The organism is Hymenobacter sp. BT18 (genome assembly GCF_012273015.1).
Classification (GTDB): Bacteria; Bacteroidota; Bacteroidia; order Cytophagales; family Hymenobacteraceae; genus Hymenobacter; species Hymenobacter lutimineralis.
This window is the reverse complement of sequence record NZ_CP050954.1, coordinates 4,142,610-4,165,085: the sequence shown is the minus strand read 5'-3', so window position 1 is coordinate 4,165,085 and position 22,476 is coordinate 4,142,610. Positions and strand designations below refer to the sequence as shown.

Here is a 22,476-nt window from a genome sequence, read left to right as displayed (position 1 = left end):
CAAGACCCGGAAGGTACTCAGCCTTTCTTAGACAGCAGGACTTTCCGGCTCCACCACTTCCGCCACCGCCTGCCACAAGAGCCGGGCACTGTGGTCCCAGGAGTAGCGGGCAGCATTTTGCAGGCCCAATGCTGCCAGGGCGGCGCAACGGGGCGCGTCGTCGTGCAGCTCGCCCAGCGCCTCGGCAATGGAAGCTACCGAGAAAGGGTCGACAAGGCGGGCCGCGCCCCCGGCAACCTCCGGCAGAGAGCTGCAATTGGAGGTGATGACCGGGCAGCCGCAGGCCTGGGCCTCGATGACGGGAATGCCGAAACCCTCGAAATACGGCACATACACAGTGGCCCGCGCGGCGGCGTACAGCTGCGTCAGCTCGGCGTCGGTGACGCGGCCGGTCAGGTGCACATCGCGGCGGTGCTCTAAGTGGCGGTACACTTCGAAGATGGGGCCGGCCTGCCAGGCGGTGCGGCCAACCACCAGCAGCTTGGTGGGCGCGCCGGTACGCTGCTTGAACTCATCAAAGGCCCGCAGCAGGTTTACCAGGTTTTTGCGTGGCTGCAGGGCGCCCACGAACAAGAAGTAAGGCTTGCCGGCGCTGTACCGTTCCCGCGTGGCCTGCTGCTCGGGCGCCAGCTGGGGCTGAAAGTGGGCATCGGCCGCATTGGGCACCACCCGAATTCTCTCCCCCGACAGCCCGTAGGTGCTCATGATATCCTGGCGCGTGGCTTCCGACACGGCCACCACCCGCGCCGAGGCCCGGGCAAAGCGCGGCGTGAAGTACTGATAATAGCGCCGGGTCAGGCGGTCAATATCCTGCGGAAAATGCTCAAAAGCCAAGTCGTGGATGACGGTTACGCGCGGTACCCGGGTGGCCAGGGTGGTGTAGCCGTCGGGGCTGAGCAGCACGGCTGGCCGATGCCGCAGCAGCCAAACCGCTACCGCGCCCTCAAACCACGTGAGCCACAGCAGCGGGTGGCGAGCCGGCGGATACAGCACGTGCGGCACCACATTGGCCCCAAAAAGATACCGCTCGTCGAAGGGCCGGTCGAAGAGAAAGTGAAACGTATGCTCGGGGTGCTGCTGCACCAGCCGCCGGAGCGTCTCATACGTGAAACGCCCAATGCCCTCGAGCTTGTCGCCGGGCAGCAGGAAGCGGGTGTTGACGGCTATTTCCACAAATGCGCAGCGCAGGGCCGGTTAAATCAGGCCGGCGTTTTCTTGAATACGAAATTATCGGAGTCAAGCTGCTGCTCGAGCAGGAAGGCTTCCAAGTCGGGGCAGGGCTGCAGGCGGCCGGCATCATTGAGGCGGTGCGGGTGGTAGCCCAGTTCAGCCAATAAAGCTGCGGCTTCCCGGTGGCTGGCGTTGTGCCGGGCTGGGGCCAGGTACTCCAGAATAACGAGCGGAGCCTGCTGGCGCAGCAAATGCTCAGCCCCCCGAATCACCTGAGCTTCGGCGCCCTCCACGTCAATCTTGATAATGTGCGGCGCTGGTCCAGCCGCGTATACGGCTTCATCCAGGGAAACCGCTTCTACCGTGGTACAAGCGGGCTTGAAGCTTCCAAACCACGTTTCCTGCTCAAACTGGCCCACGTGCATGGAGTTGAACTCATTATACTGGACTGGAAACTCATAAAAAGATACTGGCTCGGCCTTATCTGATACGGCCCGGTGAAAGATCTGCACATTGGCCTGGCCCGCCACATTATCTTGAAGCACGGCGTAGGTATGGCTGCCGGCCTCAAAGCCCCGCACGCTCCCAGCGGCCCCTACCAGCTGCGCGGCCAGCAGCGTGAAATACCCGAAGTGGGCGCCTACATCCACGAAGTGCTGTCCGGGCTGCAGTTCCCGGATAAGAAACCGCGCCAGCCGCAGCTCCGAGCCGTGGGACTTGGCTCCCAGCAGGTAGATGTCGGTGCCGGCGGGCAGCACCACCGTCATGGGCACCCCAAAGAAGGTGGGCGTCTGGCACACTTTGCCCCGGTGGGTGTGGGCATACACAAACGTGCGAAAGCCCAGGGCCCACAGGTAGCGGGCCGGCGCGTGCCACAAGCGGCGCAACCGGCCGGCCTGGGCCAGCTGCTCGATTTTATCCAGGCGACGCAGCAGCGTGGCGGAAGAGGAAGTGGTAGTCAAGAAACGGGAATAGAAGCGGGCTTTGGGCTACGCAGCCGCTACCGGGGCCATAGCCGCCGCAGCTCCGCCACGCGCACAATGCCCAAAAGTACAACCAAACCCGCCAGCGCCACCCCCATCAATGCACTTTCCGTAAGCCACGACATAGGCAGGTCTAGCTGCTGGAGTCCGTACCACCCCAGGCACAGCAGCGCAAAGGCCGCTAGCAGCCGGCCCAGCAAGCCCCAGGGCATGGCCACCTTGGTGCGGCGCCACAGCAGCCATAGGTACCCGCCCGAAACCAGCAGGGCGCTCAGCAAGGTATCTACCGCTGCCGCTACGGCCCCAAACCGCGGCAGCAGCACCACGTTCAGCCCCACGTTGAGCACAATGCTGGCTACCACCAGCCGGCTTACGGCCCGCACGTGGTTGGTGCTGTTGAGCAGCGCCCCGTACACGGCAAACAAGGAATGCACCAATACATTCAGGAACAGGATACCCACGCACAAGGCCATGCGCTGCACCTCGGCTGGAGCACTGTGCTGGAACTGCCAGAACAAGGCTTTCCCTTGAAACAAACCAAAAGCGCACACCAGCAGCATGGGCACCGCCACCACGCGCTGCCCGAACTGCAGCAAAGCGGCCTGCTCCTGGGGGTCGTCGACGGCGGCGGCAAACCGGGCAAAGAACAAGGGCATGATGGTCCAGATATACATCATCACGGCATCAACCCAGCGGTAGGCCCCGGCGTAGTAGCCCGCCTCCGTAGGAGATGCCAGCCGCTCCAGCATAATCATGTCGATGCGCTCATTCACGCCGTAGAGCAAAGTAATGAGCGCAAAGGGCAGACTATCAACCAGGGCCGCCCGGGCAACGGGCCACTGCCAGCGGTACCGGACCCAGCCGTACAGGCGCATAAGCAGTCCGTAAATAAGGACAGCCGTAAATGCTGCCACCGTTAGCCGGGCGCCCACGTACCGCTCCAGCGAGAGGCCCATTGGCAGCAGCGCCAGCACCACGCCCAGCAGCAAAGCCTTTTCCAGCACCGAGAGTAGGGCATCGGTATTAAAGCGCTGCTGCGCCTGCAGGGGGCCGCGCAGGAACTGGGCGTACTGCGTGAGCAGCAAACTCCCGCCGATGGCCGCCAACAGCCCCAGGGCCTCGCCCCGGTAGCCTAAGGCCAGGCCTACCCCTTCCATGATCACCAGGGCCAGCAGGTTGAGCCCCAGCCGCAAAGGCAGCACCGTAGGAAACGCCTCCCCCAGGTAGGCAGGCTCCGAGGCCAGGCGCTTCACGGTTGAGTGCGTCAGACCCAGGTCGGAAAGTAGGGCCAGCACGGTAGTAAGGGCCAGCAGCGCGGCAAACGTGCCGTAGGCCGCGTGGCCTAGTCGGTCCTGTACCAGGTTTTCTACCACTACCCAACCCGGCTTAACGAGCAGGTTGAGCAGTACTACGAGGCTGATATTTCCGAAAAACCGTTTGATACCGGATGGGGGTAGATAATGAGGAGAAGCGGGCAAAGCTACGAAAAGTACCTCCGCTCCTTTGCCCGTGCAGCAACCCGGCCAGGGGATTTTTCTTCTATATTTGTCCGGTTTTGCGTGCCGCAGCGCCGGTCGTGCGCCAGTCACTGCTTACATATTATTATGCTGTCTCGGTATTCCTTGTTTGGCTTGTGGCCGCTCCTGTATCGGTGGAAATTGTGGTTGCTGGGAGCGGGTTTACTGGCCTTGGTGGTAAGCGCTATTGTGGCCTTGCTGCTACCCAACGAGTATGCGTCTACGGCGGTGTTTATTCCCAGCAATCCGCAGGCCATTGACCCCGACCGAACCCTGGCCGAAGGGGGCCGCCTCGACCCCGGTGGCCGGGGCGAAGACCTGGACCGGGTGATTACCATCGGCCAGTCGCAGCCCGTGGCGGAAGCGCTGATCCGCCGGTTCGACCTATACAAGCACTACCGCGCCGGCACGCCCGGCAACGACGAGGCCGATAACTACGTGCTCTTTGAGTTCAACTCCAACCTGTCCATCGTGCACAATGAGCGCGACGCCATTGAGCTGACTTTTCTGGACACCGACAAGCACCTGGCCGCGCGCATTGCCAATACCATGGTTGGCCTGATTGACTCCATCAACCAGCAGCTTACCGTGGATAACCGCCGCAAAGTGCTAGACCTCTACCGCACCCGCTACCAATACCTGAATGAGTCGTTTCGCCGCACCCAGCAGCAGATGCTGAAGGCGCGCCGCCACTACGGCATTTACGGGCTGGAGGAAGAGTCGCGCTACCTGGCCCGGGAAGTCATTCGGGTGGAAGCCGCCCTGCGCCAGGCCGAAGGCAGCGGGGCCTCGTCAGCTACCATTGCCGGCCTGCGGCGGGCTTTGCGCGGACTCACGGAAACCAACAGCGGCAACCGCTTCAACCTGGAAGGCTACGCGCAGGGGCTGGACTCGGTGCAGATGCTAGAAACCCGACTTAAGGACCTTTCCAACCGCATGGCTAACGCCTACGGCGAATATGAAGCCGCCGACATAGCCCTGAAAAGCCGGATTTCTTCTTTATATGTGGTGCAGCCCGCCTACCCGGCCACCAAGAAAGCCCGCCCTATCCGCTGGCTGATTGTGCTGGGCGGCGTGGCCATTACGCTGGGCTTGTCGGTGGTGCTGATTGCCGCGCTGGAATGGTACCGCGCGCCCCGGGCCATAGCGCAGGCGGCATGATTCCGCCGCGCCTGACCCTGCCGCGGTGGGCCCCGGCCCCGGAGTTTCTGGTGTTTGGCACCTTCGTACTCACGCTGGTAGGTGGTGGGGCATGGTGGCTGCTGCGCGGGGACATCCGGGGGCTGCTGCCCGGTCTGGGCATCCTGGCCCTGACCATCATCCTGCTCGACTGGCGGCTGGTTTTTTACCTGTTTCTGTTCACGCTCGGGTTTGCGCACGAGTTTCAGCTGCCCGGCGGTCTGGCCATGGATGTGCCCTCGGAGCCCCTTATGCTGGTGCTCATGGCCTGCGTGGCCCTGGCCCTGCTTTTCCGCCAGCAGGAGCTAACCACGCGGGAATGGCAGCACCCCCTGCTGGCGCTGCTGCTGCTACAGTTACTCTGGGCCGGGGCCAGCACCCTCACCTCCGTCGATACGGTCAAGTCGGTGAAGTTCCTGCTGGCCAAGCTCTGGTACCTGATTCCCTTTGTGCTGGGCACCCTGCTGCTGCTACGGAAACCTGCCAAGCTCTGGCAGCTGAGCGGCATTTACACCCTTAGTGCGTGCCTCACGGTGGTCTATACCGTAGTACGGCACGCAGGCACAGGCTTCGGGTTTGCCTCCATTCACCCGGCGCTGCAGCCCTTTTACCGCAACCACGTGGCCTACGCCACTGTGCTGGCTCTGCTCCTGCCCTACGCACTGTACGGGGCCCAGGCCGCTCTGCCCGGGCGCACGCGCCGGGCCTGGCAGGCGGCCATTGTGCTGCTGTTTTTTGGCTTGATTACGTCCTATACCCGGGCCTCCTTTTTGTCGTTGCCGGCTGCAGCCGGGTTTTACCTAGTGCTGCGCTGGCGCCAGACGCGGCGGCTGCTGATGGGCATTGCCGTAGCGGCGGTGGCGGCGGGAAGCTATTTTGCTTATCAAAGCAATTTTATGCGCTACGCCCCCGATTTCGAGCAAACGGTCTTCAACGGCCAAAACTTTGAGAAACACTTGGAGGCGACGTATGAGCTCAAGGACGTATCGGGTATGGAGCGGCTGTACCGTTGGATAGCCGCGGCGCGCATGGCCCACGAGAAGCCCTGGTTGGGCAGCGGCCCCAGCACGTTTTACCCTGAGTACAAGCGCTATACTATCAAAGGGTTCCGCACGTACGTGAGCGACAACCCCGAGCGTTCTACTACCCACAACTACTTTCTGCTGCTGTTGGCGGAACAGGGCGTGCCGGGGTGCGCCCTGTTTGTGCTGGTGGTAGGCACAGCCCTGCTGCTGGTGGAGCGCCTCTACCACCGCAGTGCCCGCCCTGAGCATCGGCGGCTGGTGCTGGCGGCCGGCTTATCGTTCTTTATCATCGTTTTCCACCTACTGCTTAATGAACTGGTGGAAGTCGACAAAATTGGCTCCTTCTTCTTCATCGCCCTGGCCGCTCTGATGCGGCTGGACGTGACCATTCCCGAGAAGGAAAGTTGCTAGTTGCTGGCTGCTTGTTATTCACTGAATAACAAGCAGCCAGCAACTAGCAACTTATTTAAACCGGCAGCTCAGAATGGTGATGTCGTCGGAGAAATGGCTGCCTTTGGCGTTGAAGGCCTTGATTTCGGCCAGCAGCTCGGTGTGCAGGCGCGTGAGCGGGAGGTAGCGGCCCCGGCGCAAGGCGGCTACTACACCTTCTTCCCCAAACTCATCCTGTGCCTCGTTGAATACTTCGGTGAGGCCGTCGGTGTAGTTCAGCAGCAGGGTGCGTGGAGGCACAATGGTTTCGCCTACCGTCATCATCGGCAGATCATCCATCACGCCCAGCATGATGGTGCCTTCCTTCAGGAGCTTCACGGGGCCGGAGTCGGGGACCAGAATGGGGTCGTTATGCCCGGCGTTGACGTACTGCAGATGGCGAGTGCGGCGGTCGTACACCCCAAAGAACACCGTAATAAACTTATCGCCGCCGGAGTTGCGGAAGATCAGGTGGTTGAGCTCGTGTACGATGGTGGCCAGCTCTACCTGCTGCCGCACCAGGGTACGCAAGCCCGCCTGAAAGTTCGACATCAGCAGGGATGCTGCCACGCCCTTGCCCGACACGTCGGCTACGCAAAACAGAAACCGGTCCGCGTCGAGGCTCACGACGTCGTAGTAGTCGCCACCTACGGCTGTGTGAGGTACATAGCTGGCGTGCACGGCTACGGAAGCATCGTTGGGCAGCTTCTGCGGGAAGAGCATGCTCTGCACTTCCTGGGCAATTTCAATTTCCTTGCGGATGGCGGCATCGGCTACGCGCTGGCGGGCCAGGCGCCGCGTCTGGATGGCTGATAGCAGGATGTTGCTAAGCGTTTCCAGAAACTTGGTGGCTTCCCCGTGCTCGTAGTCTTCGTGCACATTGCCAATGAAAATATAGGCCAGCACTTCGGCGTTTTGCACCACCGGAATAATGGTTTCGAGCAAGTCCCACTCCGGTCCCAGTTCCAGACTGCGCACCGGGCAAGCCAGCTGCGTGCACTTCTGCCGGGCCACTTCCGGAAGCGGGATGCGCCGAAAATCGGGCAGCCCGGCCCCGAAGGAAAGCACACACTGCCACTGGTCTTCTTCGCGCACGTACAGTACCAGCCGCCGGATATTCAACTGCCCCAGCAACGTGAACTGAAAGATTTTGTACAGGGAATTCTCCGGGGAGTCGAGGTTGATGGCCTGGGTAATTTCCAGCAGGGCATTCAATTCCCGTTCCTTGAGAAAGAACCGCTTTTCGAGGGAAATAAGGCGTTCGGAGGCGGGCATATACAGAAGAATACAAGGCGGCGGAAAAGAACGAGCAGATACAGAAGCACGGTCCGAAAGGACAAAAGTACAACCCATTCCGCAAGCAGCAGGGGAAGCAGCCAGCTCCTGGTGCGGCCCGCAAGTAAACACTCTCCTACGAATTCAGCGGGGTTTTGGGGTCGTAAGCATCGCGCAGGCCGTTGCCCAGCAGGTTAAAGCTGAGTACCAGCAAGCTGATGGCCAGGCCGGGCAAGAGCGTCAGCCACAGGCCCGCGCTGGTGCCCAGCAGCTGAAAACCTTCGTTTACCATCAGGCCCCAGGAAGGCGCCGGGGGTTGCACGCCCAGCCCCAGAAAGCTCAGGCCCGCTTCCAGCAAAATGGCCGACGCGAAGTTGCTGGTCGCAATGACGATCAGCGGCCCCGTCATGTTGGGCAGCAGGTGGTGGGCAATCAGGCGGCTCTGGGGCAGGCCCAGCACCCGGCCGGCCTCCACAAAGGTTTTTTCGCGCAAGCTCAGCATCTGTCCGCGCACCACGCGGGCCACATCTACCCACATGGTGAGGCCCACAGCCACAAAAGACGTCCAGACGCCTTTACTGTCGAGGGCCAGGGAAATAGCAATGACGAGCATGATGCCCGGTATGCTCCACACCACCGTCATCAGGCCCAGCAGCACACTATCTACCCAGCCGCCTACGTAGCCGGCCACCGCCCCGATGAGCATGCCCAGAGCCAGGGAAATCAGCACGGCTACCAAGCCAATGCCCAAGCTTACCCGGGTTCCCAGCAGTAGGCGGCTGAGCTCATCCCGGCCCGCCTTATCGGTGCCGAGCCAGTAAGTACGCCGGATGATGTGCTCCTGCTCTACCCGACGGCGCAGCTCAGCCGCTGGCCCCGCCTGCCCCACCATCGCCGCCAGCGAGTACCGCTGGGCCTGATCGGCCAGGGCCGAGTGGTTTTGGTAAGGCATGGTTAGCAGGGAGTCGCCCTGAAACCGGTAGCTGCCAATGGGCACCTCCTGGAAGCGCGGGGCCTGCCCCTGCCACCAGATCCGAAAGAGGTTATCCGAAGAAGCCGCCCGCGAGGAGTCGGCAACGGGCAGGCGCAGCAAGGTGGCCTGAAAGCCGGGCGCTTCCTTTTGCAGCTGCACCACGCTATTGTTGGCCGAGGGCGAGTTATCGGGCAAAATCCAGTAGCCCAACACGGCTACCAGGGTGCACAAGCCAATAAACAGCAGCCCAGCCATGGCCGGCCGGTTCTGCAGCAGCCGTTTCCGCACGTAGTAGCCCGGCGAGCGGACCGGCGCAGCGGCCTGAACCAAGGCAGGAGAAGCCATCCTTACCGGGTATTATGTTGCAGCAAGCCTTCCTTGGAGGCCAGGTAGAAGGAGTCGCGGCTGATAGCGCCGAACGACGATGGTTCGAAGGCCAGTTCCGTGTCGGCATCGGGCCAGTAGAGGCGCACGAGGCCCTGCTCCAGCAGGTTACGCAGCTGTTTATCAAGCTCCGCGGGGGGCAGGGCAGTGCGTTGGGCCAGGTCGTTGAAGGAGGAAACGAAGTACAGTTCGTCGAGCAGGTCGAATTCGGCGTCAGTCACGGCAGGAAGGCAAGGGCGAAAACAAAGATAGGGCACTGGGCGGTCATTCACTGCCAAGATAAGGGAGCAGCTATGCCTGGGCCGACTTCGGCGAGGACAGTTTCTCCTCGCGGCGGCCTAGCTAGTAACCGGGCTGCTCCCTAAAATTCTTCTGAAACAGAAAAAAGCGCCTGAGTTAGTGCGTTTACTTCACCTCCCGCCCTTTCCACTCGTAGCCCCCGCGCAACCCCAACAACCCCACCAGTAAGGCGTAGGGCCCGTAGGCCAGCTGCAGCGCCGGCACCCACCTCAGCCACCGGGGTCGGCCCAGAAACCGCAGCACCGGGCTCAGAAACACAACGTCGCCCAGCAGCTTAAGCAACCACGCACCCAGAATCCAGAGGCCATCCTGTGGGCGCCACCACCATTGTAAGGCCCCCAGCGGGTAAAGCAGATTAGCCAGCAGTACCACCACGGCCAAATGCTGGGGCGCGGCCGTTTGGTAGTGCTTCCACTTGCTAGCCCAGCGCACCCGCTGCCGCAGCAGGTCCAGCAACGTAGGCTGCGCCGCTGTCCGGACAATGGCCTCGGGCGTTTTGAGAAACCGGATGCCGGCCGGAAACTGCTGGTGCAGCTTGTGGAGCAGAAACTCGTCGTCGCCGCTAGCAATGGCTTCGTTGCCGGCAAAGCCCCGCACAGCCTCGAAAGCGCCCCGCCGGTACGCCAGATTCGCCCCGTTGCACATGGTGGGCGCATTCAGCTGGATGGAAGCAGCGCCTACACCAACCAGCCCGGCCAGCTCCAGCCCTTGCAGCGTAGCCAGCCAGCCAGCCCCGGTAAGCAGCACCGGCCCGCTGATAAACTGCACCTCGGGCCGGGCTTCGGTGGAAAAGGCACTTACCCAGCCGGGCGAAACGCGGCAGTCGGCATCAGTGAGCAGCAACCAGGGAGCCTGAGCAGCCGCAATGGCAGCCGTAATGGCGGCCTTCTTGCCGGAAGGCTTGGCGAGGTCGTCGGCTAGGCGCAGTAAGCGCAGCGAAAACGGCACGGTAGCCGCTGCCTGCGTTACCAGGGCTGCCGTGGCATCGGTGGAGTGGTCGTCCACAATCAGCACCTCGAATCCTCCGGGCACTGGGTGCTGCTGGGCTAGGTCGGCAATCAGCTTAGGCAGGTTCTCGGCTTCGTTGCGGGCTGCTATGAGCACGGAAAAAGCCGGGGCCGCGCTGGCTGCTGCGGGCGGGACGGCACTGCTAACTGACAGGCGCTGCCAGGCCCGCCGGAAGCGGACCATTTGCTCCAAATAAGCGGCAGCCACCCCCACCCCCAGCATCGTGAGCAGGCTCATCATGAGGTAGTCGGTTTACGCTTGCGAAAAACCTTCAGGCGCATTACAAACAGCAGCCCCGCGGCACTGGGCAAGGCAATATTGATAACCCACAAACTCAGGCTGGCGCTGAGCACTGGCAGCACCGGCTCGCCCAACAGCCCAAACAAATGCGTGGCCGATAACTCCCGCACCCCCACATCGGCCAGGGCATTGAGCGAGGGCACCAAAGACTTCAGCAGCAACGTGCCGGCAATGGCCGCCAGCGCGGGGCCTACCGCAGGCCGGGCACCATACGCGTAAAGTAGCAGGCCAAACTGCAGGCAGAACACGGCGTAGCGGAGGCCGGCCCCGGCCAGCACCGCCGACAGCAGACGCGCCGGGTACGTGGGCATCACGGCCACGTAGCGGCGGAAGCGCCGCAAAGGCCGCACTATGGTGAACAGGGACAGCAACAGTCGGCTCCGGTACAGCGGTACGAGCACGGCCAGATTCAGAAACAAGGCTGCCACTACCAGGCCCAGCTTGGTAGCCGGAAAACCAGGCAGGTAGAACGTGAACAGGAAGTACAGCAGCCCCAGCGAGCCAGCCACCACGGTGGCAACCAGCTGGCAGTAGCGCCCCAGAAATACGGCGCCCAGGGCATCAAGCCGACGGCTTTTGAGCTCGATGATGCGGCCGGCGTAGTCGCCCACCCGGTTGGGCGTGACAAAGCCCAGCGTAAGGCCAACCAACACTGCCCGGAATGCCCGCCGGAACGACACGGGTTCAAGGTGCCGGGCCAGCCGCCACCACTTCCAGGCCTCCAGCCCCCAGTTGACGGGAACCAGGGCCAGAGCCGCCAGCACGGGTGCCCTCCCCTCCCCCGTCAGGGCCGACTGCAGCAGCTGGCGCCAGGCCGCGGCCGTAGCCGCATCGGCCACCACGGAGTGGTACAGCAAGGCCAGCGTGAGCCCGGTAATGAGCAGCTTGCCCAGGATTACCCAGACGCGTCGGCGACTTGTGGGTTCTTCGGGCTTTCGTGCGTAGTTTTGTAGGTGGTCGGGGGGCAAAATGGCGGCGAATTTCCTATACTGAGTTGGCAAGTTATCCAGCCGGCCGCAACAACGCGCCAGATAGCGGTGCCTCTCCCTTGTTTTCCCTATGATTCTGCCCCTTGCCTCTGCTTCTGAGCTCCTGCCCAAAGTCATCATGGGCGTAGACCCCGGCACCCAGATTATGGGCTACGCCGTGATTGAAGTGCGCGGCCAGCAGGTAACCGTGCTGCGCTACGACGTCATCGACATGAAGAAGATCGGCAGCAACCACGCCCTCAAGCTCAAGCGGATTTTTGAGCGAATGCTGGAGCTGATCGACGAGTTTCTGCCCGATGAGCTGGCCATTGAAGCGCCGTTCTTTGGCGTAAACGTGCAGAGTATGCTCAAGCTGGGTCGGGCCCAGGGCGTGGCCATTGCCGCCTGCCTGTCACGCCAGATTCCGTACGTGGAGTATGCCCCCACCAAGGTCAAGCAGGCCGTAACGGGCTCGGGCAATGCCACCAAAGAGCAGGTGGCCCACATGCTGCGCCAAACGCTGCGGCTGCCGCCCATTGAAGAGGCCTCTAAGTTTCTGGATGCTACCGATGCCCTGGGCGTGGCCCTCTGCCACCACTACCAGAAAGGCAACAACGTGAAGGCCGGCGGTAAAAGCTGGGGCAAGTTCCTGGCCGATAATCCCGACAAGCTCGCGGCCCCGGTGGCCGGTAAAAAACTGGCCGCCGCCCGCAAGAAGCCCGCTGCGTAGACGATAACTCCGCGCTACCTGCAGTATGCACTACTGCCAATAAACCAGAAAGAAAAAACTGGTCAGGTACAGCCAGAGCAACGAAAACACCACGTGAACGGTGGTTTCAAACCGCTTGCCACGCCACAACTCTGCGGAATAACCGAAAAACTGCACAACCAGACGAACCAGCCAGAAAACGCCCAAGCCTAGCGCTACGCCGTGCCCCAGACGAGTATGAAGGAGGTCCGGAGCGCAGCTTATGCATAAGAGCCCCATTAGCAGGACTACCAAGGCAATAAAGAGCGTATGCACATACATCATCTGCCGGTTGATTAAGCTCAACGGTTTCAGCTCACCCGCCCAGTTGAAGTAGCGGGGAAAGCCAGCGTGAAGCATCGCCAGTAATACCAGCGAAGCCCCAATGATTCTAAGCTGCAGTTCCATCAGCTTGCAAGGTAAAGGCCGAAACGAACGGTGTTATTTTCTTTTCCTGAAGCAGTTGAAAGCGCGCCTGTTGAAATGCATTCAACCAAGTAGTGCGAGAGTAAAAATGCAGAAACCCGATGGTGTAGGCCATAAAGTTTGCCGGGTCGCGCAAGTGCTCCACCACAATCAACTTCCCTTGGGGCTGAAGAACACGCCGCAATTCCTTGAGAAAAGCCACCCGTTGAACTGGCTGCCGAATTTCATGGGCCGATAATAAAACAAATACCCAATCGGCAGAGGCTCGTGTCAGGGGCAGCGCGTGCGGCTGGACGGACTCCGTCCCGGGAAATGGCGCGCACGCCACACGGGCCCGCCGGATGGACAGTTCGGTGTGCAGCGCCGGGTCGTAGAAGTCGAAAACACGCAAGTTTGCTAGTGGGAATTTTTCGCGCAGTAAGTGGCTGGTTTCATCAAACCCGGCGTGAATGTTTACGATAGTTGCTGGTGTAGCAGGCTGCTCTATCGTCAGCCAGTCAAAGGAATATAAACCGGAATAGTCGTAAACGTAGTAAGATACCAACAGCGAAATCACCACCGGCATACTGAGCAGCATTGCCAGCGCGAAAACATAGGCCCGAACGCCCAAATACAAGCTGGCTGCCACCAACAGCAAGCAGAGGGCACCAGCAGCTAAGGCGTAGAATTGCCAATTGAACCGAACGATATTCCAGACGCCCTCGGCTGGCTTTCTTATGCGCGCCATTGTTCGGACCGGCCTTTTTTCCAGCTGTAAGGAATATTTTCCATCGTAAACGCGCTGGCCAGGCGCAACTCACTTACGGGCAGCTGGGTCAGAAAACCCACGCGCGCGTGCTCCACTTGTACGGGTCTTGGCTGCCATGCCTCTCGTACACCTTCCACAATGAAAGGTAAATGGCAAAGGGCCGGCAAACCGTCGGGCTTGCTGCCAGCTCCCGAACGGAGACGTAGCTGGCAGCCCTACCTCCTCCGGCAGCAGGCTTACTTGAATGGCTACATCTGCTCGTCGCGAAATAAACTCTAGTGAGGTTTCCGTGGCCGTGTACGCAAGGTCAATGGCGCTGTAACGGTAAGACGTAAACAGATTGCCCAACCACTGCATTTGCCGCTTATCCGTTTCTGATTTGAGAATATACAGGCCGCGTAGCCGCCTACCAGCGGGCGTAGTATAGCGCACAAATACCCGGTACCCGATCAGAAAAAAGCTTTGGCCCAACCAAGCAGGCAAGCCTTTTGGTCGCAGGTTATGAGTTTGTACCAATGCGGCCGCTACAAAGCCCCACGTGCCGTCCAGCGCATCGGGCGTGAGACACGCCGGCAGCAACCGCTGTAACTCGGCGGCGGGAGCTGCATAGGTCAGCACCGTCGTTCGGGCCAGCAGTGCCTCCACAGCGAAAGGATGATGCCTAAGTTTCGTAGCCATTTACCTTAATCTGTATGTACCCCAGTCGATAGCCCAAAGCCGTAGTAGTACAGCGATAACGCAAATAAGCCCGCAAAAACCAGATTCCAGCTGTGCCAAAGCAGTAAGTCGGCTGCCAGAAAATACTCCAGCAGGTTCATGGTCAGCACCAGTGCTATCTGAGTAGCAGTATTCAGCTTTATCCAGCGCTTACTAAGCACCCAAATGGCCATGCCAATTTCGGCCACGCCGATTAGCTTGGTGATAGGCGTAGCATATGTAGCACCTAAAATCCGGCTTACAATAGCCTCGTGACGTGGCACTAGGTTCATCACCTTGCACAGCAACCCATTCACCAGCCATACCGCCGCTATACTGTACCTAAGCCCGCGCCGCCACTGCTCCTTTCGCTTCATTCCCTGCAGCTACACTTCTATTTCCCCACGCAGATACGTGACGGCGTGGCCGCTCATCAGCACCCGGTCCCCGCGCAGCTCGCACCACAGGTCACCGCTGCGGGCCGAAACCTGGCGGGCGTGCAGGTGGGCTTTGCCGAGGCGGGCGGCCCAGTAGGGCACCAGCGTGATATGCGCCGACCCCGTCACGGGGTCTTCGGGCACGCCCACGCGGGGACCAAAAAAGCGCGACACGAAGTCCACTCCATCTGAGCCCGGGGCCGTGGCAATGACGGCGCGGTACTCCACCTTGACCAAGTAGGCCATGTCGGGCTGCAGAGCCCGCACTTCCGCCTCGGTACTGAATACGCACACCAGATCGGGACCCGCCAGGAGTTGAAGCGGAGTAGCCCGTAAGCCATCCAGCAGGCCGTCGGGGTGGGTAGCCAGCGGGTGCGGGGGGCGCGCCGGAAAGTCTAGGGTCAGGCGGCCGCCCTCGGCCTTGCTCACGCGCAAGGGGCCACTCTGGCTATGAAACACAATTTCGGTGCCCTCAAACCCTAGGTGCTGGTAAAGCACGTGGGCTGAGGCCAAAGTAGCGTGGCCGCAGAGCTCTACTTCCACGGCCGGCGTAAACCACCGGATATCGAACTCCTGCCCACCCCGGGCCACGAAGAAAGCTGTTTCGGCCAGGTTATTCTCGGCGGCAATGGCGCGCATGGTATCGGCAGGCAGCCAGGCGGGCAAAGGGCAAACAGCGGCCGGATTGCCGGCAAACATGGTGGACGTAAACGCGTCGACCTGATAAATTGGAAGTGCCATAGACAAAGAGAGAAGCTCCACTACTCCGGACATAGCCGGGTGGGCGAAGCTACGGCTTCTTGCTAGTTTAAGTTAATTGGCCTTGCCAAGCCTTCTTTGTGTCTTCCTCTTTACTGCTTTACTGCCCCCTTTTTCGGCAGCAGGCCTGCTAAAACCTTATATTAGGAGTGCGGGCAGCCAAGGGTGGATGTCTTTGGGGGACGCTACACAGAACTGCAGCAAAAAGCCCTGGCCGATTTCTTTCCTGTGTTGCAGGTAGAAAATCAGCCAGGGCTTTTTCGGAGCTCTCCTTCTCCTATTTCTCGACTTTCACTTTCTGGTTGGCCGGCTTGATAGCCGCCGCTATTTCGTCGGTTAGCTGCTTATCCACCTGCTCTTCCAACACTCGCTCAGCGTACTGCTCATGCTCGTCCTGGGCGTGCTCGGCATCGGTTTTAGTGCCGTAAATATGCTCGAGCTCCTGGATCAGGTCGTCTTCTACCTGTAGGTCTTTCAGCAGGCCTTCTTTAATATCGTACACCAAGCCGTGCAGACGGGGCGGGTTTTTTCGCTTGCGGGCGTTCTGAATGATGCTGGTTTTAGCCAGGTTTCGTACTTGCTCCACTACGTTCAGCTCTACCAAGCGGCGCAGCCGGGCATCTTCATCGGAAATACGCAGCAACTCGGTCTCGTGCACCCGGATAACGTCGCGGATGTTCGTCAGCCAGTTGTCGATCAGGCCGTATTGCTTGTTGCTGGCCGCCGCGGCCACGCCGCCGCAGCCGTAGTGCCCCACCACCATAATATCCTGCACGCCCAGTACTTCAACTGCGTACTGCAGAACCGAAAGCAGGTTAAAATCGGTGTTGACTACCATGTTAGCGATGTTGCGGTGCGTGAACATCTCGCCCGGGCCGGTGCCGGTGATGGCGCTGCCGGGCACGCGGGAGTCGGAGCAGCCAATGAACAGGTAGCGGGGTTTCTGGCCGTTAGCCAGGCGGTTAAAAAAGTCCGGATCGGAGGCGCGCATGGTTTTTACCCACTTGCGGTTATTGTCCAGGATGGATTCGATGCCTTTCATTTGGGAAGAAAAGAAATGATAGTGAGAAGCGCGGGGCTTTGCTGGAGCCATGCACTAGTGGCCCATGACGCCCACCTGAGGTACGGCTATCAGCTCCAGACGGATGCCCCGGTCGGGCGCAGAAGTGCGAAAGTTCTCAATTGCTTCCAACACGTCATAATCGATGGAGGCGGAAGATGAGCCGTCGATAACCACGTGGGAGTTTTCGGGCAGCTCCATCAATACCTTCACAATGCTGGCTTTGTTCAGAAAAGACACCTGCTCAGCCAGTTTCAGGTAAATAGTGTCGGCCGCGTGCGGTGCAGCGCCCGCCCCGCGCAGAAAGAACGCCTGCTCGTAGTTGGCCTTCAATACAAAGAAAATACCCACGACCAGCCCCACGGTTACACCTTTGAGCAGGTCAGTAAACAGAATAGCCAGCACCGTAACCACAAACGGGAGAAACTGCTGCCAGCCCAGCTTAAACTGCGCGCGGTACAGCGCCGGACGGGTGAGCCGGAAGCCCACCACCAGCAGGACGGCCGCCAGCGCGGCTAGGGGAATGTAGTTGAGTACGGAACCCAAAAACAGCAGGCTCACCAGCAGCAGCAAGCCATGCAGAAATGATGACATGCGCGTCTGGCCTCCGGCATTGATGTTGGCTGAGCTGCGTACGATAACGGCCGTGAGGGGCAGGCCGCCTAACAAGCCGCTCACCGTGTTGCCGATGCCTTGGGCAATTAGCTCACGGTTGGGCGGGGTCACCCGTTTGTGCGGGTCGAGTTTATCGACGGCTTCTACGCTGAGCAAGCTCTCCAGCGAGGCCACAATGGCAATAGTAAAAGCCACCTGATACACCACCGGTCGCGAAAAAGCCGACCAATCGGGCATGGTGAAGGTAGCCAGGAAATCGGTGAAGGAGTTGATGATGGGCAGCTGCACCAGGTGCTCCGGCCGGATGCGCAGGGTTGGGGCGGCGGAGTCGAACAGAGCATTCAGGCCGATGGACAGCACCACCACCACCAGCGCCGCCGGCACCAGCCGCAGGGCCTTTACTTTTTTGGCCAGTACGTTGTCCCAAAGAAGCAGCAAGCTAAGCGAAATTACCCCAATCAGGGCCGAGCCGGGGCTGATGGCCTGCAGTGCGTGTTGAATGGCAGAGAAGGTGTTCTGGCCATCAAACTGCAGGAACATCATGTCCTCGAAATAGTCGGCGTCGGCCCCAAGAAAGTGGGGTATCTGCTTGAGAATCAGAATGAGGCCAATGGCAGCCAGCATGCCCCGGATAACGGACGAGGGGAAGTATAGCGCAATAAACCCGGCCCGTAGCACGCCCAGCAAGATCTGAATGCAGCCGGCTACAACCACGGAAGCCAACAGCGCCTCAAAGGAGCCCAGCGTTTGGATAGCCGTGACGATGATGGCGGTAAGGCCCGCGGCCGGGCCGCTCACGCTTAGCTGCGAACCACTAATCCAGGCCACAACCAGCCCACCCACCATGCCGGCAATGATGCCCGAAAGCAGCGGTGCTCCCGAGGCCAGGGCAATACCCAAACACAGGGGCAGTGCTACCAGGAAGACCACCAACCCAGCCGGAGCATCGCTGGAGATTGAGCTAAACGGGGAACGGGGCGGACTCGCCATCGGCGAGGCTGCCGTGGGCGGGGCGGGCGAGATAGTGGAGGAAACCATGTATAAGTAGCAGAAGGGAAACCCAAACGTGGATTTTCTGACAGGAATAAATACAAGGGTACCGCTCCGGCGTTAAGTCGTAGTTAAAAGAGAATTAAAAATGCATTAAATGACGCTGCTTTCTAGGCTAGTGGCAGCTCCAGCCGAACCCGGGTACCTTTTCCCAACTCGCTCTGCACCTGAATGGCGCCGCCGTGCAGGTCCATAATCTTGGCTGTGAGCGGTAACCCAATGCCGTGCCCAGGCACCGTGCGGACCGACTCGGCCCGAAAAAATGGCACGAATACCTGCTGCCGGTCGGCTTCGCTCATACCCACGCCTTGGTCGTGCACCTGCAGGCTTACCCGGCCGGCTTGCGTGCTTAGGCTGGCTACCACCGGGTGACCGGCCTCGCCCGAAAACTTACAGGCATTTTCCAGCACGTTGAGCATGGCTGAAAGCAACAAGGCTTCGTTGCCCCACACCAGATAAGGCGTAGTTGCCGGGCCTGCAGATTCGGGGAACTCCAGGTCGATGCGGCTGGTGGGGTGGCGGCGCTGCATTTCTTCGTGGGCCTGCAGCAGCAGCTCATCAAGGCGCACGGTGGTGCGGGCTATCTGGGAAGGGTCGTTGGAGGCGCGGGCTATTTGCAGCAGGCCGTTGGTTAGGTCCTTGAGCAGGCGGGCGGCATCCAGGGTGCTTTGCAGCACGCGGCGGTATTCGGCGGCCGGGCGCTCCTGCAGCAGAGCCACTTCCAGCTCCCCGATAAGCGAGGTGAGCGGGGTGCGCAGCTCGTGCGAAGCATCCCGCACAAACGTGCGCTGGCCCACAAACGCCGTTTCCAGCCGGTCGAGCAAGCGGTTGAAGCGTTGCGCCAAGTGCGACACCTCGTCCTGCCCTTCCTTGTCCTGCGTGAGCCGGCGGTGCAGATCGGACCCGGTAATACCATCTACTTCCTGCACCATGCGCTGCATGGGCCGCAATGCCTGTCCCGCGAAAAACCAGCCGCCAATGCCTACCAGCACCAGCGCTACCAGCAACCCCCCGGCCAGAATTACGCGCAGACTTTGGAGTTGCTCGGCATGGTCAGTATCAACCGAAGAGGCAATGATGATGAACGTACGCTGCCGCTGCCGGTCGTGGTAGCGCCGACCTACCATCTGGTAGTAGTTGGGCTCCAGCCACACTTCCTGCCCCGACTGCTGTACGGACCGCAGGCGCGCCGGCGGAACCACTCCCCGGGGTGAAGCCCCCTCGCGAAATACCAACCGGAAGTTTTCATCGTAGACGCGCACTTCTTCCTCGGGCAGGGTGCGGTAAAACTGGCGCAGGTAGCGTCGGTACGAGACCCGGCTGGCTTCGTCGGTGCGGTTGGCACCGTCGGCATACACGTGGCCCACTACCAGGGCCCGCGCAAACAGGCTGTTGGTGAAGGCCGCACGCCCGGTACGGTAGCTGAAATAGTACACCACCGCCGAAAACAGCATCAGCGTCACGGCCAGGATTATTCCAAACTGCAGCGCCAGCCGCATCCGTATCGTCATGAGAGTACGTGGCTTTCAAGCATGAGGAAATGGATGGCTGGATGGTTGACTCGCAGGTTTCGGCCAACGACTATGTACCCTTCAGCAAGTCAACCACTCAGCCATTCATACAACTAATCAGTCTTCTTTCATCACGTAGCCCATGCCCACCAGGGTATGAATCAGCTTGGGAGTGAAGTCCTTGTCGATTTTTTTGCGCAGAAAGTTGATGTACACGTCGATGACGTTGGAACCCGTGTCGAAGGAGGTTTCCCACACCTGCTCCAGGATATCCACCCGCGACACTACCCGGCCCTGGTTGCGCAGCAGAAAGTGCAGGAGGGCAAACTCCCGGGCCGTAAGCTGAATAGGCTGGCCCGCCCGCGTCACCTGCTTGCGCACGGGGTCGAGGCTCAGGTCGGCCAGGCGCAGGGGGGCTTCGCCGGCCGGGTTTTCCTGGCGCCGCCGCGTGAGGGCGCGCATCCGGGCCAGCAATTCCTGAAAAGCAAAAGGCTTTACCAGGTAATCATCGGCGCCGGCATCGAGGCCCCGGATTTTGTCGTCGGTTTCGCCCAGGGCCGTGAGCATGAGAATAGGCACTGAGGTGTTCTGCGCCCGAATCCGGCGGCACACATCGAGGCCGTTGAGGCCCGGCAGCATCTGGTCCAGCACAATCAGGTCGTAGCTGGTGGCCAGAGCCTGCTGCAGGCCCTGCAGGCCGTCATAAGCGACGTCCACGGCGTGGGTTTGCTCACTCAGTCCCTTTTCCAGGAAGGCCGCCACTTTGGGCTCATCTTCTACCAGCAGTATCTTCATCAACGCAAAAAAGTAAGGTGTTCTTCTACCCCAAACCACGGCTTCTGCCCCAGGGTTACGACTGGTCCTGTTTTTTAACCATCGTCAGGATGGTGGCTACGGCTACGGTTTCGTTTTCCTGGTCGGTTACTTCCACCAGCCAGCGCACAATACCCTTGGCTACGTCGTCGGCGTCGCGCTTTTCCTGGCCTATTTTTTCCTTCACCGTTAGCTTCACGCCAATGGTGGTGCCGGGATACACGGGTTTGGTAAAGCGGCACTCGTCCAGCCCGTAGTTGAGCAGCACCGGACCTTTGCGGGGGTCCACAAACATGCCGGCCGCCTTACTCAGAATGTAGTAGCCGTGGGCCACGCGCCCGGTAAAGAGCGTGCCTTCCAGCGAAGTAGCATCCACGTGGGCGTAGAAGTTGTCGCCCGAGACGTTGGCAAAGTTGCTGATGTCGGCTTCCGTGACGGTGTGCTTATGCGTCACGTACGTCTGCCCAATCTCCAGCTCTTCAAAATAATGCTGGAACGGGTGCTTGTCGCGCTCAATCTGGCGGGCTTTGGGCTGGTACACCTCCGTAATGGCCGTAATCATGCTGGGGGAACCCTGAATGGCTACGCGCTGCATAAAGTGCTCAACCCCGCGCAGGCCACCCATTTCCTGTCCGCCGCCGGCCCGGCCCGGTCCGCCGTGAATCAGTAAGGGCAGCGGGGAGCCGTGCCCGGTGCTCTCCTTGGCTACTTCGCCGTTGAGTACCAGAATACGGCCGTGGTGCGTGGCGGCACCCAGTACAAAGTCCTGGGCCGTGCGCGGGTTGTTGGTAGCCACTGAGCACACCAAGGAGCCTTTGCCCAGGTTCGACAAGGCAATGGCCTCATCCACATCCTTATAGGGCATAATTGTGGCTACCGGCCCAAATGCTTCTATTTCGTGGGTATCAGTAAAGCGGAAAGGCTCGGGATTCATTAGGACAATAGGCGACACGAAAGCGCCCACTTTGCAGTCTCCGCCAATCACGGCTACGTTGTCCAGGTCGCCGTACACGATGGGCGTGTTCTTGGCTAGGTGCCGCACCTGCTCGCGCAGCTTTTGTACCTGTGCCCGACCGGCCAGCGCGCCCATTCGCACACCCTCGGCCTGCGGGTGCCCCACGGTGGTTTGCGCCAAGGCCTTACCCAGAGCAATCTGCACATCTTCCACCAGGTTTTCCGGCACGATGATGCGGCGAATAGCAGTGCATTTCTGCCCGGCTTTGGCCGTCATTTCCTTGCGCACTTCCTTGATAAACAAGTCAAACTCCACGGTGCCAGGCACTGCATCGGGGCCCAGCACGGCGGAGTTCAGCGAATCCGCTTCCATATTGAACGGCACAGCCTCGGCCAGGATCCGGGGGTGGCCCTTCAGCTTGCGCCCCGTTTCGGCCGAGCCGGTGAACGTGACTACATCCTGGTACGTGACGTAGTCGAGGATGCCCTGCCCGGAGCCGCATACCAGCTGCAGCGCCCCTTCCGGAAGAATTTTAGAGGCAATAATCTCGCGCACCACAGCCTCAGTGAGGTAAGCCGTAGGCACGGCGGGCTTCACAATGGCGGGCATGCCGGCCAGCAGATTCACTGCTATTTTCTCCAACATCCCCCAGATAGGGAAGTTGTAGGCGTTGATGTGAATGGCCACTCCTTCCTTGGGTACCATGATGTGGTGCCCCATAAAGTTGCCGGCCTTCGACAAAGCAATGGGGTCCGACTCCACGTAGAACGGTTTATCGGGGAACTTGCGGCGCAGGGAGGCGTTGGCAAACAGGTTACCGATGCCGCCTTCGATATCAATCCAGGAGTCGGCGCGGGTGGCTCCGCTGCGGTAGCTCAGGGTATAGAACTCTTCCTTTTTGCTGTCCAGATGCAGTGCCAGGGCCTTCAGCATGCGGCCGCGCTCGTGGAAGGTCATCTTCCGCAGGGCCCGGTTGCCGGTCCGGCGGGCATAATCAAACATGGCCTCATAGTCGAGGCCTTCACCATTGGCAATGGCAATGACTTCGCCAGTGGAGGCATCAAGCAGTTCCTGCTGTTCGCCAGTGCCCGACATCCAGCGGCCTAAAGCGTAATTTTCGAGGGTGGGAATCATTCCGGGGAATGGG

Annotated in this window: 21 protein-coding genes; 3 read left to right on the top strand and 18 right to left on the bottom strand. The window is 60.4% G+C overall.

The window, feature by feature from the left end; all coding sequences use genetic code 11:
* Positions 1-27 precede the first annotated feature (27 nt).
* Genes HER32_RS17855 through HER32_RS17845 form a run of 3 tightly spaced genes read right to left on the bottom strand, consistent with a single transcriptional unit; the run spans position 28 to position 3,631 of the window.
* Positions 28-1,173: a glycosyltransferase family 4 protein gene (locus HER32_RS17855; RefSeq protein WP_168682861.1), complete on the bottom strand. Its 1,146-nt coding sequence runs from the start codon at positions 1,171-1,173 to the stop codon at positions 28-30.
* A 26-nt stretch (positions 1,174-1,199) separates the two neighbouring features.
* Positions 1,200-2,132 carry an FkbM family methyltransferase gene (locus tag HER32_RS17850; protein WP_168682860.1) on the bottom strand — a complete coding sequence of 311 codons (933 nt, stop codon included), beginning with the start codon at positions 2,130-2,132 and terminating at the stop codon, positions 1,200-1,202.
* A 38-nt stretch (positions 2,133-2,170) separates the two neighbouring features.
* Positions 2,171-3,631, bottom strand: coding sequence for a polysaccharide biosynthesis C-terminal domain-containing protein (locus HER32_RS17845; RefSeq protein ID WP_168682859.1), 1,461 nt, complete (start codon positions 3,629-3,631; stop codon positions 2,171-2,173).
* A 126-nt stretch (positions 3,632-3,757) separates the two neighbouring features.
* Between HER32_RS17845 and HER32_RS17840 the strand changes: the two genes are divergently transcribed.
* Both HER32_RS17840 and HER32_RS17835 read left to right on the top strand, forming a co-directional pair.
* Positions 3,758-4,831 (top strand): hypothetical protein, encoded by a 1,074-nt coding sequence (locus HER32_RS17840; RefSeq protein ID WP_168682858.1) that lies wholly within the window; start codon positions 3,758-3,760, stop codon positions 4,829-4,831.
* Positions 4,828-6,285, top strand: a complete 1,458-nt coding sequence (locus tag HER32_RS17835) for an O-antigen ligase family protein (protein ID WP_168682857.1) — start codon at positions 4,828-4,830, stop codon at positions 6,283-6,285. Before HER32_RS17840 ends, HER32_RS17835 begins: the two co-directional genes overlap by 4 nt.
* Before the next feature lie 51 nt (positions 6,286-6,336).
* Here the strand turns inward: HER32_RS17835 and HER32_RS17830 are convergent, their stop codons facing one another.
* The 5 genes from HER32_RS17830 to HER32_RS17810 form a co-directional block, all read right to left on the bottom strand.
* Entirely contained in the window at positions 6,337-7,578 is a 1,242-nt protein-coding gene (locus HER32_RS17830; RefSeq protein ID WP_168682856.1) for a PP2C family protein-serine/threonine phosphatase, read from the bottom strand.
* A 136-nt stretch (positions 7,579-7,714) separates the two neighbouring features.
* On the bottom strand, positions 7,715-8,896 hold the full coding sequence (locus HER32_RS17825) for an ABC transporter permease (protein ID WP_149070414.1): 1,182 nt from the start codon (positions 8,894-8,896) through the stop codon (positions 7,715-7,717).
* A 2-nt stretch (positions 8,897-8,898) separates the two neighbouring features.
* On the bottom strand, positions 8,899-9,156 hold the full coding sequence (locus HER32_RS17820) for a MarR family transcriptional regulator (protein WP_168682855.1): 258 nt from the start codon (positions 9,154-9,156) through the stop codon (positions 8,899-8,901).
* Between the two features lie 184 nt (positions 9,157-9,340).
* A complete protein-coding gene (locus HER32_RS17815) occupies positions 9,341-10,483 on the bottom strand; it encodes a glycosyltransferase (RefSeq protein WP_168682854.1) in 1,143 nt (380 codons plus the stop codon).
* Positions 10,480-11,511 carry a YbhN family protein gene (locus HER32_RS17810; RefSeq protein ID WP_232066299.1) on the bottom strand — a complete coding sequence of 344 codons (1,032 nt, stop codon included), beginning with the start codon at positions 11,509-11,511 and terminating at the stop codon, positions 10,480-10,482. Before HER32_RS17810 ends, HER32_RS17815 begins: the two co-directional genes overlap by 4 nt.
* A 91-nt stretch (positions 11,512-11,602) precedes the next feature.
* Between HER32_RS17810 and ruvC the strand changes: the two genes are divergently transcribed.
* Complete coding sequence (gene ruvC, locus HER32_RS17805; RefSeq protein WP_149070417.1) at positions 11,603-12,241, top strand: crossover junction endodeoxyribonuclease RuvC; 639 nt, start codon at positions 11,603-11,605, stop codon at positions 12,239-12,241.
* 30 nt (positions 12,242-12,271) lie between these two features.
* Here ruvC and HER32_RS17800 read toward each other — a convergent pair whose 3' ends face one another.
* From HER32_RS17800 to paaZ, 10 genes are all read right to left on the bottom strand, one after another.
* A complete protein-coding gene (locus tag HER32_RS17800) occupies positions 12,272-12,667 on the bottom strand; it encodes a hypothetical protein (RefSeq protein WP_168682853.1) in 396 nt (131 codons plus the stop codon).
* Positions 12,651-13,412, bottom strand: a complete 762-nt coding sequence (locus tag HER32_RS17795; RefSeq protein WP_168682852.1) for a class I SAM-dependent methyltransferase — start codon at positions 13,410-13,412, stop codon at positions 12,651-12,653. The genes HER32_RS17800 and HER32_RS17795 overlap by 17 nt, the downstream gene beginning before the upstream one ends.
* Positions 13,413-13,481: 69 nt before the next feature.
* Positions 13,482-14,111, bottom strand: coding sequence for a DUF2071 domain-containing protein (locus HER32_RS17790; RefSeq protein ID WP_232066298.1), 630 nt, complete (start codon positions 14,109-14,111; stop codon positions 13,482-13,484).
* A 5-nt stretch (positions 14,112-14,116) separates the two neighbouring features.
* The gene (locus HER32_RS17785) at positions 14,117-14,506 is read right to left on the bottom strand and encodes a DoxX-like family protein (RefSeq protein ID WP_168682851.1); all 390 of its coding nucleotides are present in this window, start codon (positions 14,504-14,506) and stop codon (positions 14,117-14,119) included.
* A gap of 9 nt (positions 14,507-14,515) precedes the next feature.
* On the bottom strand, positions 14,516-15,307 hold the full coding sequence (locus tag HER32_RS17780) for a PhzF family phenazine biosynthesis protein (protein ID WP_168682850.1): 792 nt from the start codon (positions 15,305-15,307) through the stop codon (positions 14,516-14,518).
* 295 nt (positions 15,308-15,602) lie between these two features.
* Entirely contained in the window at positions 15,603-16,367 is a 765-nt protein-coding gene (locus HER32_RS17775; RefSeq protein WP_168682849.1) for a carbonic anhydrase, read from the bottom strand.
* A 54-nt stretch (positions 16,368-16,421) separates the two neighbouring features.
* Entirely contained in the window at positions 16,422-18,038 is a 1,617-nt protein-coding gene (locus HER32_RS17770) for a SulP family inorganic anion transporter (protein ID WP_317169646.1), read from the bottom strand.
* Positions 18,039-18,160: 122 nt separating this feature from the next.
* Complete coding sequence (locus HER32_RS17765; RefSeq protein ID WP_168682848.1) at positions 18,161-19,561, bottom strand: sensor histidine kinase; 1,401 nt, start codon at positions 19,559-19,561, stop codon at positions 18,161-18,163.
* A gap of 117 nt (positions 19,562-19,678) precedes the next feature.
* Positions 19,679-20,356 carry a response regulator transcription factor gene (locus HER32_RS17760; RefSeq protein ID WP_149070421.1) on the bottom strand — a complete coding sequence of 226 codons (678 nt, stop codon included), beginning with the start codon at positions 20,354-20,356 and terminating at the stop codon, positions 19,679-19,681.
* 55 nt (positions 20,357-20,411) lie between these two features.
* Positions 20,412-22,463 (bottom strand): phenylacetic acid degradation bifunctional protein PaaZ, encoded by a 2,052-nt coding sequence (gene paaZ / locus HER32_RS17755; RefSeq protein ID WP_168682847.1) that lies wholly within the window; start codon positions 22,461-22,463, stop codon positions 20,412-20,414.
* Positions 22,464-22,476: the final 13 nt, after the last annotated feature.

Bases quoted from the DNA above. Each gene is read 5' to 3' on its own strand.
- HER32_RS17840 (WP_168682858.1), top strand. From the start codon at position 3,758: ATGCTGTCTCGGTATTCCTTGTTTGGCTTGTGGCCGCTCCTGTATCGG.
- HER32_RS17835 (WP_168682857.1), top strand. From the start codon at position 4,828: ATGATTCCGCCGCGCCTGACCCTGCCGCGGTGGGCCCCGGCCCCGGAG.
- HER32_RS17830 (WP_168682856.1), bottom strand. From the start codon at position 7,578: ATGCCCGCCTCCGAACGCCTTATTTCCCTCGAAAAGCGGTTCTTTCTC.
- HER32_RS17825 (WP_149070414.1), bottom strand. From the start codon at position 8,896: ATGGCTTCTCCTGCCTTGGTTCAGGCCGCTGCGCCGGTCCGCTCGCCG.
- HER32_RS17815 (WP_168682854.1), bottom strand. From the start codon at position 10,483: ATGATGAGCCTGCTCACGATGCTGGGGGTGGGGGTGGCTGCCGCTTAT.
- ruvC (WP_149070417.1), top strand. From the start codon at position 11,603: ATGATTCTGCCCCTTGCCTCTGCTTCTGAGCTCCTGCCCAAAGTCATC.
- HER32_RS17800 (WP_168682853.1), bottom strand. From the start codon at position 12,667: ATGGAACTGCAGCTTAGAATCATTGGGGCTTCGCTGGTATTACTGGCG.
- HER32_RS17795 (WP_168682852.1), bottom strand. From the start codon at position 13,412: ATGGCGCGCATAAGAAAGCCAGCCGAGGGCGTCTGGAATATCGTTCGG.
- HER32_RS17790 (WP_232066298.1), bottom strand. From the start codon at position 14,111: ATGGCTACGAAACTTAGGCATCATCCTTTCGCTGTGGAGGCACTGCTG.
- HER32_RS17785 (WP_168682851.1), bottom strand. From the start codon at position 14,506: ATGAAGCGAAAGGAGCAGTGGCGGCGCGGGCTTAGGTACAGTATAGCG.
- HER32_RS17780 (WP_168682850.1), bottom strand. From the start codon at position 15,307: ATGGCACTTCCAATTTATCAGGTCGACGCGTTTACGTCCACCATGTTT.
- HER32_RS17775 (WP_168682849.1), bottom strand. From the start codon at position 16,367: ATGAAAGGCATCGAATCCATCCTGGACAATAACCGCAAGTGGGTAAAA.
- HER32_RS17770 (WP_317169646.1), bottom strand. From the start codon at position 18,038: ATGGTTTCCTCCACTATCTCGCCCGCCCCGCCCACGGCAGCCTCGCCG.
- HER32_RS17765 (WP_168682848.1), bottom strand. From the start codon at position 19,561: ATGACGATACGGATGCGGCTGGCGCTGCAGTTTGGAATAATCCTGGCC.
- HER32_RS17760 (WP_149070421.1), bottom strand. From the start codon at position 20,356: ATGAAGATACTGCTGGTAGAAGATGAGCCCAAAGTGGCGGCCTTCCTG.
- paaZ (WP_168682847.1), bottom strand. From the start codon at position 22,463: ATGATTCCCACCCTCGAAAATTACGCTTTAGGCCGCTGGATGTCGGGC.